This window comes from Pseudomonas sp. EA_65y_Pfl1_P113, assembly GCF_963970525.1.
GTDB classification, from domain to species: Bacteria; Pseudomonadota; Gammaproteobacteria; order Pseudomonadales; family Pseudomonadaceae; genus Aquipseudomonas; species Aquipseudomonas tritici.
The window spans coordinates 22,275-33,166 of the sequence record NZ_CAXAQM010000052.1 but is presented as its reverse complement, the minus strand read 5'-3'; the positions used below and the strand labels follow the sequence as shown (position 1 = coordinate 33,166).

Annotated in this window: 7 protein-coding genes and 1 pseudogene; 3 read left to right on the top strand and 5 right to left on the bottom strand. The window is 59.5% G+C overall.

Annotated features, from left to right (window positions below; translation table 11 throughout):
* Positions 1-161: 161 nt before the first annotated feature.
* Complete coding sequence (locus AACY52_RS27090; RefSeq protein ID WP_339560993.1) at positions 162-953, bottom strand: CPBP family intramembrane glutamic endopeptidase; 792 nt, start codon at positions 951-953, stop codon at positions 162-164.
* A 422-nt stretch (positions 954-1,375) separates the two neighbouring features.
* Here AACY52_RS27090 and AACY52_RS27085 point away from each other — a divergent pair, with 422 nt between their 5' ends.
* Positions 1,376-2,236, top strand: coding sequence for a DMT family transporter (locus tag AACY52_RS27085; protein ID WP_339418726.1), 861 nt, complete (start codon positions 1,376-1,378; stop codon positions 2,234-2,236).
* Between the two features lie 30 nt (positions 2,237-2,266).
* On the opposite strand, the gene AACY52_RS27080 is transcribed toward AACY52_RS27085, so the two are convergent.
* From AACY52_RS27080 to AACY52_RS27070, 3 genes and pseudogenes are all read right to left on the bottom strand, one after another.
* Positions 2,267-3,151 (bottom strand): DMT family transporter, encoded by an 885-nt coding sequence (locus AACY52_RS27080; protein ID WP_339436432.1) that lies wholly within the window; start codon positions 3,149-3,151, stop codon positions 2,267-2,269.
* Between the two features lie 51 nt (positions 3,152-3,202).
* A pseudogene (locus AACY52_RS27075) lies at positions 3,203-3,397 on the bottom strand (methyl-accepting chemotaxis protein); the annotation flags it as partial.
* Positions 3,382-3,567 carry a hypothetical protein gene (locus tag AACY52_RS27070; protein WP_339418722.1) on the bottom strand — a complete coding sequence of 62 codons (186 nt, stop codon included), beginning with the start codon at positions 3,565-3,567 and terminating at the stop codon, positions 3,382-3,384. The pseudogene AACY52_RS27075 and the gene AACY52_RS27070, both read right to left, overlap by 16 nt.
* Before the next feature lie 388 nt (positions 3,568-3,955).
* Here AACY52_RS27070 and aceK point away from each other — a divergent pair, with 388 nt between their 5' ends.
* Positions 3,956-5,671, top strand: a complete 1,716-nt coding sequence (aceK, locus tag AACY52_RS27065; RefSeq protein WP_339418721.1) for a bifunctional isocitrate dehydrogenase kinase/phosphatase — start codon at positions 3,956-3,958, stop codon at positions 5,669-5,671.
* A 41-nt stretch (positions 5,672-5,712) separates the two neighbouring features.
* Here the strand turns inward: aceK and AACY52_RS27060 are convergent, their stop codons facing one another.
* Positions 5,713-6,315 (bottom strand): hypothetical protein, encoded by a 603-nt coding sequence (locus AACY52_RS27060; protein WP_339418719.1) that lies wholly within the window; start codon positions 6,313-6,315, stop codon positions 5,713-5,715.
* A gap of 600 nt (positions 6,316-6,915) precedes the next feature.
* Between AACY52_RS27060 and hrpA the strand changes: the two genes are divergently transcribed.
* Positions 6,916-10,827 carry an ATP-dependent RNA helicase HrpA gene (gene hrpA, locus AACY52_RS27055; protein WP_339436428.1) on the top strand — a complete coding sequence of 1,304 codons (3,912 nt, stop codon included), beginning with the start codon at positions 6,916-6,918 and terminating at the stop codon, positions 10,825-10,827.
* Positions 10,828-10,892: the final 65 nt, after the last annotated feature.

Genomic DNA, 10,892 nt, shown 5'->3' with positions numbered 1-10,892 from the left:
AAAGGTCGCCGAGGTCGAGCAGGTGCTGCTGAACAGACATAAAAAATCCGATGCCAGATATCTGGCATCGGATTTTCTAGGAACTTCGACGTGAGCTCAAATGCTTAAGTGAACAGCATTAGCCCTTGAGGCGGCCTTTGTGTCACGTAAAACGGGTCGGGTCACCCGGCCAGCATCGGGTAGGTAAACAACCCGAAGTGAAGCAGGTTCAAACCAAAGTGTGTGGCTATTGCCGCGCCCAGGCCGCCGAAGCGATAAGCCAGGCCATATCCTGCCCCGGCAATGCTGGCCAGCAGCACCCAGTGCCAGCCCGCGCCGACATGCACCAGGCCAAACAGCAGCGAGGCCAGCAGCAGCGCGAGGTTTTCGCCATAAGGCAGAGGGTTGAAGCGCTGGCTCAAGCCGCCCTGGACATAGCCACGGAACAGGGCTTCTTCTACCAGGGTCACTAACAGCAGGTTATTGAGCACCCACAGCCAGGCCGGTTCCGGCCATTTCGGCGCCCAACTGATCATCCCCAGCAAGGCTGCACCCCCCAAGGCGGCGATGGCGGTGAGGGTCAGGGCCAGGGCGGTCACGCAGATCGACAAGCGCAACGAGCGCCGCGCCACGATCCAAGGGCAGGTCAGCAACAGCCAGAAGCCAATCAGCGGTTTGTCCTGGTTCAGGTACATCGAGAACGGCACGGCGTCGGCGGTGAAGCGTTGCGCAGCAATACCACGCCCGTTGTAGAAACCCGGCAGCCAGTGCATCGCCAGGCCCAGGGCCAATACGATAAACAGCCCGTGGCCCAGGAAGCGCGCCCAAGGCGTGCGTTGCTGGCGTACGGCATAGCCGGCGATCAGCAGCAGGGCGACGGACACACCCGCCAGCACCCCCAGTTGCCCGTAGATCAAGGCCACTAGGTAGCCGATGGAAAGAAGCGCCAGGTACAGCCAGGGCAATGGGAGCATGGGGAACCCTTGGAAAAATCTGGGCGGCATTATAGCGACCGGTCCGCCAAGGCCCGCATGAAAACGCCTCCAAGCACTGCGCGTGGGTGAAGTGATTGCCAACCCTGGTAACGACTGGTTATAGTCCAGGCCTCTTCATCCCTTCACACAAGATCAGCCCATGCCAGCTTTCCAGCGCATAGCGGTAGTCGATTCAGCGTCCAACGCTGCAGTCGTGCCGTGCGGGAACCAGCAGCCTGCGCAGATCAGTCACTACCCCCCACCTGTCAGTCGCACGCCGGTGTACGCAGTCGTATCACCGCCGGGTGTTGGCCTTTCGGGCTGATCAGCTGATTGCTGTTCCCGTCTGCCCGCCTGAAAAAAACCTACTGAGTTTCAGCAACTGCTGAATCGGCTTTTTTGCCTGATGACAGGTGGTATCCATGTCTATTTTTTCGAAACAATCCGTGGCCGCGGCGGCCTCGACGAGCCTGTTTGTCTTGCTGTGGAGCAGCGGGGCGATTTTCTCCAAATTGGGCTTGGCCCATGCTTCACCCTTCGCGTTTCTGTTGATCCGCTTTGCCATTGCCCTGGCGGGGTTGGTGATTCTGGTGCCGATCCTCAAGCTGAAATTGCCACGCCCCGGCAAACCCATGGTGTATGCGGCGGCGACCGGCCTGGTGTTGCTGGGGGCCTACCAGATTTTTTATGTGCTGGCCCTGGACCTGAAAGTCACTCCCGGCATGATGGCAACCATCATGGGCGTGCAGCCGATCCTGACGGTGGTGCTGATGGAACGTCAGCGCTCGTGGCGCCGGCTGTTCGGCCTGGGGCTGGGGTTGGCGGGGCTGATCATGGTGGTTTACCAGGGCATCGGGTTGTCCGGTATGTCCCTGGCCGGGATGCTGTTCGGGCTGCTGGCCCTGGCAAGCATGACCTTCGGCTCGATCATGCAAAAGCGTATCGCCGACAACCCCTTGGGCACGATGCCGGTGCAGTACCTGGCGGGGCTGCTGCTGTGTTCGGTGGTGGTGCCGTTCCAGCCGTTCCACTTTGAGCACAACAGCGGGTTTTACCTGCCGGTGTTGTGGATGGCGCTGGTGGTGTCGGTGCTGGCAACGCTGTTGCTGTACCGCCTGATCGCCCGGGGCAACCTGGTGAATGTCACCAGTCTGTTTTACCTGGTGCCGGCGGTGACGGCGGTGATGGACTACTTGATCTTTGGCAACACGCTCGCTGTGCTGAGTCTGCTGGGGATGGGGTTGATCATCATCGGGTTGATGTTTGTCTTCCGTAAAAACTGATCCAATCAAACTGTGAGCGAAGGGCTTCGCTCACAGTTTTTTCGGGCGCAACACCAACCACAACGCGCCGGCAATCAGCACCCCGCCATACACGTGCGCCATGGACAATGGCTCATCCAGCAACAACGCACCCCACAGCACGCCGAACGGCGGGATCATGAAGGTCACAGTCATCGACCTCACCGGCCCAATGGACGTCAGCAGGCGGAAGTACAGGATGTAGGCAAACGCCGTGCACACCAGCCCCAATCCCAACAGTGACAACCACACCTGCCAACCACCCCAACTCGCTGGAGGCTGGCTGATCGCGCTGTAGGCGAAAAACGGCAGCAGGAACAACGTCGCCCCAAGCATGCTGCCCAGGGCCGACAGGCGACTGTCCAAGCCGCCGCGCTGATCCAGCCAGCGCCGTGCCAGGAACCCGGCAAAGCCGTAACAGGTGGTTGCCAGCAAACAGGCCAGCGCGCCCATCAATAACTCCAAGTCAAACGCCACCGGCCCCGCGCGGGTCAGCACACCCACGCCCAACAAGCCGAGAAATACCCCAGCGACTTTCGAGGGCGTCAGGCGTTCGCTGAAAAACAGCCCGCCAATCAGCACGCCCATCAACGGCGTGGTTGCATTGAAGATCGCCGAGTAACCCGCTGGCAGCACCTGGGCGGCCACCGAATACATAGTTGCCGGAATCCCGGAGTTGATCACCCCCAATAGCAATACAGTCTTGAACTTGCCCTGGAAATCCCAGCTTACGCGCATCATTGCCAGGATCACCAGCAACCCGGCGGCGGCAATCGACACGCGGAAAAACGCAGTCGGCATCGTGCCGATTTCCGGCGCAATAATGCGCATGAACAGGAAACTCGCGCCCCAGATGGCAGCGAGCCCCAGCAAGTAAAGGGTGTCGACAGGTCTCACGGATCACTCCCACATAAATAGGCGGCGAGTGTTGCATGACATTTCTAATGATTACAGAACAAACCGCGTCACCATCCCATTCAGGTCCACCGCTAAACGCGACAGTTCCTGGCTGGCCGCCGAAGTTTGAGTGGCGCCAGCGGCGTTCTGGGTGGACAGGTCGCGAATATTCACCAGGCTGGGGTCCACATCACGTGCCACCAGCGCCTGTTGCTCGGCGGCGCTGGCGATCACCAGGTTGCGCTGTCGTGGATGCTCTCGATGCTCGGCATCCACACCTCCTCAATGATCAGCGCGCTTTGCCGCAGCTTGGCCATCTGGCCCAGGCCAAACATCCCGACGATCACCAGCAAGCTGGCCAAAACCGCAAAACTCAGACTGGCACGCAGACCGATCTTTATGTTCCTCAATGACATCTCAGTGCTCCTTGGGCGATTAGATCCTGCTCCCGGATCGGTCTTAGGACCTTGTTAGGGAGGGAGAGGGCGCGCTGTATATCAAAGTGCTATCACTGTAGTGATCAGGGTTTCCCTTAGTTGGATCCGATGCCCTTGGTCGTTCACCCAGACCCGTGCGCAAAACGATGTTGCAGGCTCAGGCTGACAAGGCCCGCCGTTTCAAGCGTGCAGATAAAACGCAGTGCGACTAAACGGTGCGTTTATTGACCGATTGGTAGAATTAAAAAATTGAAAATAAATGGACGAAATGAACGAAGGTGTACGAGGCATTCCCAAAATGACCCTTCTCCTGCACTCGTACACTGGCTAAGCTCAGGGCTTCCAGATGCCCATAGAGGTTTCCCGCATGTCGCAGTTCGCCCTCGCTGTCGCCCAGATGATCCTTGATGGCTTCGACGACTACCGCGAGCACTTCCGCCATATCACCGATGGCGCCCGCGAGCGTTTTGAAAAGGCTCAGTGGCAGCAGGGGCAGGCGGCGTCGGCGGCGCGGATCAACCTCTATGAAGACAAGGTCAGTGAAGTGACCGCACGCCTGCGCGAGCACTTCGATGAGGCCGCCTTACTCGACATTAATGTGTGGCCCGTGGTGAAAAGCGCCTACATTGGCCTGATCGACCTGCGTTTTGACGATGAGCTGTCCGAGACCTGGTACAACTCGATCTTCTGCGGCCTGTTCAGTCACGACCTGATCAGCGACGGCTGCATGTTTATCCACACCACTCGGCCCAGCCTGCGCCGGGCAAGGGCCGCGCAGACGCGCACCTACACGCCCGCCGGGAAAATCCCGGAAATGCTCGCGCAGATCTTTGCCGACTACCGCTTCAGCGAACCCTACGCCGACCTCGCCGCCGACCTGCGCCGCCTTGAAGCCCAACTGCGGGAAAACATGCCGGACTGGGTATGCAAGGACCCGGACCTCAAGGTCGAGCTGTTTTCCTCGGTGCTCTACCGCAATAAAGGCGCCTACCTCGTCGGGCGCATCTATACCCGCGATGAACAATGGCCCCTGGTGATCCCGCTGCTGCACCGCGAAGGCCAGGGCATCCAGATCGATGCGCTGATCACCGACGAAGCCGATGTGTCGATCATCTTCTCGTTCACCCGTTCCTACTTCATGGTTGATGTGCCGGTGCCGGCGGAATTCATCGGCTTTCTCAAGCGCATCCTGCCGGGCAAGCACATCGCCGAGCTGTACACCTCCATTGGTTTCTACAAGCACGGCAAGTCAGAGTTCTACCGTGCCCTGATCAATCACCTGGCGACCACCGACGATCAGTTCATCATGGCCCCCGGTGTGCGCGGCATGGTCATGAGCGTGTTTACCCTGCCGGGCTTCAACACTGTGTTCAAAATCATCAAGGACCGCTTTTCACCGTCGAAAAACGTCAACCGCGCCACGGTGATCGAAAAGTATCGCCTGGTTAAAAGTGTCGACCGCGTAGGGCGCATGGCCGATACTCAGGAGTTCGCCGACTTCCGCTTTCCCCTGAGCAAATTCGAACCCGAGTGCCTGGCCGAGCTGTTGGAAGTCGCCGCAGGCACTGTCGAAGTGGAAGGCGACACCGTGCTGATCCGCCATTGCTGGACCGAACGGCGGATGACCCCACTCAACCTTTACCTCGAGAATGCCAACGCCGCCCAGGTGCGCGAGGCCCTGGAAGATTACGGCCTGGCAATCAAGCAACTGGCGGCGGCGAATATCTTCCCCGGCGACATGCTGCTGAAAAACTTCGGCGTCACCCGTCACGGCCGCGTGGTGTTCTACGACTACGACGAAATCTGCTTTCTCACCGAAGCCAACTTCCGCCACATTCCCACGCCACGTACGCCCGAGGATGAAATGGCCTCCGAGCCCTGGTACTCAATCGGCCCGCTGGATGTGTTCCCCGAAGAGTTCCCGCCGTTCCTGTTCGCCGACGCCGGCCAGCGCAAACTGTTTGATGAGCTGCATGGCGAGTTGTACAACGCGGACTACTGGAAAGGGCTTCAGGAAGCGATTCGCGCCGGTAAGGTCATTGATGTGTTTCCTTACCGGCGCAGGGAGCGCGATCATTTATAAGGTGTGATCTGTCCCTGAGCCGGATTTTTGGGGAGCGCTCTTCAGAAAACGCCAAATTTGCTGTTGGTCGACTTGACGCCTATTTTTTCCAAGTGGTACTGCGCGGGCTTCATGTCATTTTTCGCGGGTTGGTAATGGCCTGAGGTATTGGATAAGTACGTTTTGCCCGTTAGGGTTTGTTTCAAGTAGCCGGCACTGACGACATTACTCGACTGTCCGGCACCGGCCCCCATTTCCGCGACAGCGGGGTGGGAGACCATCTTTGGCGCTACATTTTTATTGATGTTGGCAACGACCATCTGGCCGTCTCCAGTCACGACGAACTTGGTGATTGTGTTCGGTCTCTTCGCGATGTTCAGATCGTCTGGTTTCTTTATGGTTGTGACGGTGGCTATCGGGTTTCTGGGGTTCGTCGCCGCGCCCGCCAGGTGCATCTCCGCGTTCAGGTCTTTCGCTCTTGTATTGGTCAGTTTCGGATAGCCCTCATATCCGTTTTTTGTAGAGGCGTCGTGAGCGCCAGTGGGGTTTGACGACCAAGAGGAAGTTGTTGAAAAAGATTGAGGAGCAATGTCTTGATATTTGTCGGCGTAATTATGCAAATGACGGGTGTAAGTGTTGGAGTAACGGCTGGAGTCGATAGGCATATGAAAATCCTCGAGAGTCAAAGACGAAAACAGTCATGCGTTGTCTTGCCATTCGCCAAATGCGTCATAGACCACTCATGAAACTCATTCCTCGTGCTGCTTGGCTTGTAACGTGATAGTTCGAAATTCTATTTGCCCTCAGGTTGGTAGTCGGCTCCGACGAGACTTGGCTGTTGGGGGGTGTTGAGGGCGGCTTTTCCGTGTAGGCCGGAGGGAACTCATAGCGGGGCGGTGGCTGCGTATCTGCCGAACGCGGTTGTGCTCGCATGGATTCTTCATAGCTTGGTAAGCGTGACGTGACGGAATCGATTGGCATATAAAGCGCCTTTTTCAGGGTTGAGCGGTCTGATTTGCGAGGCGTACCTGGAGACTTATTGAAGCCTGTATATCTCATCCATCAAATCGGACTTTCGCTTTTTAACAGTGAGAAGGGCCTCCACAGCTGTGTAGTAAAAGTCGCTATTGGGTTGGGCGCTCAAGACCATCGCCACGTGATGGAACGTCTCCCGATGTGTCGAAATCTGCGACAATCCCTCCCACTCAATCGATTAATGCTGTGCAGGTCTCGCCTGCCTTACCCAAAAGACCCTTGCCGCCCTGATGACTGACCAAGCGCCCACTATCGACCAACTGCTCAAAACCCTCGATCACGCCATGCTTGCCGACCGCAACCGCTTGCGGCGGCAGTTACTTGAGCTGCGCAAGAAACCCGATGAGGAAAAGCTGGCGCAGTGGGTTGCGCGGATGCAGGCATCCTGCGCCCAGGTCACGGCGCGGCGTGCCAGCCTGCCGGTGATTCGCTACGACGACAGCCTGCCGATTGCCGCCAAGCGCGATGAAATCAAGGCGGCGTTGAACAAGCATCAGGTGCTGATCATTGCCGGTGAGACCGGTTCGGGTAAAACCACCCAGTTGCCGAAAATCTGCTTGGAAATCGGTCGCGGCCAGTTCGGCCTGATCGGCCACACTCAGCCACGCCGGATCGCTGCGCGCAGCGTTGCCAGCCGGGTGGCCGAAGAGTTGGCTACGCCGCTGGGCGCGTTGGTCGGCTATCAAGTTCGGTTCGAAGACCAGAGCGATTCCAACACCCTGATCAAGCTGATGACCGACGGCATCCTGCTGGCGGAAACCCAGAACGACCGCTACCTGGAACGCTACGACACGATCATCGTCGACGAAGCCCACGAGCGCAGCCTCAACATCGACTTCCTGCTGGGCTACCTGAAAACCCTGCTGCCGCGTCGCCCGGACCTGAAGGTGATCATCACCTCGGCGACCATCGACCTGGAGCGCTTTTCCAAGCACTTTGACGATGCGCCGATTGTCGAGGTGTCGGGCCGTACCTTCCCGGTGGACACGTGGTATCGCCCGCTGACCCTGGAGCAGGACGAGGAGGGCAACCGCGTCGAAGACGACTTGACGGTTGACCAGGCGATCCTTGCCACCCTCGATGAAATCGCCGCTTATGAGCGCAGCGAACGGCGCAGCCCCGGCGACGTGCTGGTGTTTCTGCCGGGTGAGCGCGAGATTCGCGACGCCGCCGACATGTTGCGCAAAGCCCAGCTCAAGCACACCGAAATTTTGCCGCTGTACGCACGCCTGTCGCCGGCCGAACAGCAGCGCATTTTCCAGTCCCATCCGGGCCGGCGCGTGGTGTTGGCGACCAACGTTGCGGAAACCTCGCTGACCGTGCCCGGCATCCGTTATGTGATCGACAGCGGCACTGCGCGCATTAGTCGCTACAGCTACCGCGCCAAGGTGCAACGCCTGCCGATCGAGGCGATTTCCCAGGCCAGCGCCAATCAGCGTAAAGGCCGTTGCGGCCGGGTTGAGCCGGGGATCTGCATCCGCTTGTTCAGCGAAGAAGACTTTATCGGCCGCCCGGAATTTACCGACCCGGAAATCCTGCGCACCAACCTCGCCGCCGTGATCCTGCAGATGCTGCACCTGCGCCTCGGCGAAATCACCGACTTCCCGTTTATCGAGCCGCCGGACGGCAAGGCCATCAGCGACGGTTTCAACCTGCTGCAAGAGCTCTCGGCGGTCGACCGCAACAGCCAGCTCACGCCCTTGGGTCGCCAACTGGCGCGCCTGCCGGTGGACCCGCGCATGGGCCGCATGCTGCTGGAAGCGGCCAAACTCGGCAGCTTGCAGGAAGTGTTGATCGTCGCCAGTGCCATGTCGATCCAGGACCCGCGCGAGCGTCCGCCCGAGCGTCAGCAAGCCGCCGACCAGGCCCACGCGCAGTGGAAAGATCCGGATTCGGACTTCGCCGGCTTGGTCAATTTGTGGCGCGGCTTTGAAGAACAGCGCCAGGAACTGACGGCCAGCCCGCTGCGCAACTGGTGCCGCAAGAACTTCCTCAACTACCTGCGCCTGCGCGAGTGGCGCGATTCCCATCGCCAGTTGAGCCTGATCTGCCGCGATATGCAGTTGACCATCAACAAAGAGCCGGCGGACTTTCCAAAGCTGCACAAGGCGGTGTTGTCCGGCTTGCTCAGCCAGATCGGCCAGAAAACCGAAGACGGCGATTACCTCGGCGCACGCCAGCGCCGCTTCTGGATTCACCCCTCATCGGGCATCGGCAAGAAGCGCCCGCAATGGCTGATGACCGCCGAACTGGTGGAAACCACCAAGCTGTATGCGCGCATGGTCGCCAAGATCGACGCCGACTGGATCGAGCCGCTGGCCGGGCACTTGATCAAGAAAAACCATTTTGAGCCCCATTGGGAGAAGAAGCGCGGGCAAGTCGTGGCCTTTGAGCAGATCACGCTGTTCGGGCTGATTGTGGTCGGGCGGCGGCCGGTGCATTACGGGCCGATCGACCCAGTGGTGTCGCGCGAGCTGTTTATCCGCGAAGGTCTGGTGCGTGGCGAGATTCAGTCGCGGGCCAAGTGCCTGACGGCCAATCAGCAGTTGCTGGAACAGCTCGACGAGTTGGAAGCCAAGGCGCGCCGCCGTGACATCCTGGCGGATGAAGAAACGCTTTACGCTTTCTACGATGCGCGCCTGCCAGCAGAGATCCACCAGACCGCGACCTTCGACAGCTGGTACAAGGTCAACAGCCAGAAAGACCCGCAACTGCTGATCATGCGCGAGGAAGACGTGCTGGCCCGCGAGGCCAGTGAGGTCACCGCCGCGCATTATCCGGACACCCTGCACTTGGGCGACCTGGAACTGGCGTTGAGTTACCACTTCGAACCCAATCACCCGCGCGACGGAGTGACCCTGCGCGTGCCGGCACCGCTGTTGCCGGCCTTGCCGCCGGAGCGTCTGGAATGGCTGGTGCCCGGGGTGATCGAGGCCAAGTGCATCGCCCTGGTGCGCAACCTGCCCAAGGCGCTGCGCAAAAACTTTGTGCCGGTGCCAGACTTCGTCAAGGCCGCTTTGCAACGCATCGAATTCGGCCAGGGCTCGTTGCCTCAGGCGTTGGGCCGCGAACTGCTGCGCATGACCGGCGCGCGGGTCAGCGATGAAGCCTGGGCCGAAGCGTCACAACAGGTGGAAAGCCACCTGAAGATGAACCTTGAAGTGGTCGACGGCCAGGGCAAGTTCCTCGGCGAAGGCCGCGACCTGGCTGAACTAACGGCGCGCTTTGCCGAGGCCAGCCAGGCTGCGTTGGCCGTGCCGCAAACCGCGAAAAGCCAGCAGCCGGTGGAGGCCAAGGTGTTTGCGGCGGTGGCGGAAAAAACTCAACAGAAGATCGCCGGGCTTTCGATGACGGTGTATCCGGCGCTGGTGGAAGAAAACGGCACGGTCAAGGAGGGGCGCTTCTCGACGGCTGCCGAGGCTGAATTCCAGCATCGCCGCGCATTGCAGCGTCTGCTGATGCAGCAACTGGCGGAACCGGCCAAGTTCCTGCGCGGCAAGTTGCCTGGTTTGACCGAGCTGGCGCTGATGTACCGCGAATTAGGGCGTATCGACGCGCTGGTGGAAGACATCCTGCTGGCCAGCCTCGACACCTGCGTACTCGAAGGCGAAGCCAGCCTGCCGCGTGACGGTGCCGGTTTGGCTGCCTTGGCTGAGCGCAAGCGTGGCAGCTGGACTGAACACGCCGAACGCACGGCGCGCTTGACCCTGGAGGTGCTGAAACTCTGGCATGGCTTGCAGAAGCGCTTCAAAGGCAAGATCGACCTGGCCCAGGCCGTGGCCCTGAATGACATCAAGCAGCAGTTGAGCAGCCTGGTGTACACCGGTTTCGTGCGGGAAACCCCGGCGCAGTGGTTCAAGGAACTGCCGCGTTACCTCAAGGCTATCGAGTTGCGCCTGGAAAAACTGCCCAGCCAAGTACAAAAGGATCGGGTGTGGAGCGGCGAGATGGGAGGCTTGTGGACGCAATACGAAAACCGCCTGAAAAAGCACGCCCAGGAAGGCAAGCGCGATCCCCAGTTGGCGCTCTATCGCTGGTGGTTGGAGGAGTATCGGGTGTCGTTGTTTGCTCAGCAGTTGGGTACCAAAGTGCCGATTTCCGATAAGCGTTTGAGCAAGCAATGGAGTCTGGTGGAAGCCTGACCCCTTTCCCGGTTTTCCAGGCATAGCAGGTCCCACATTAAAATGGGCATATCTGCGAGATGGCG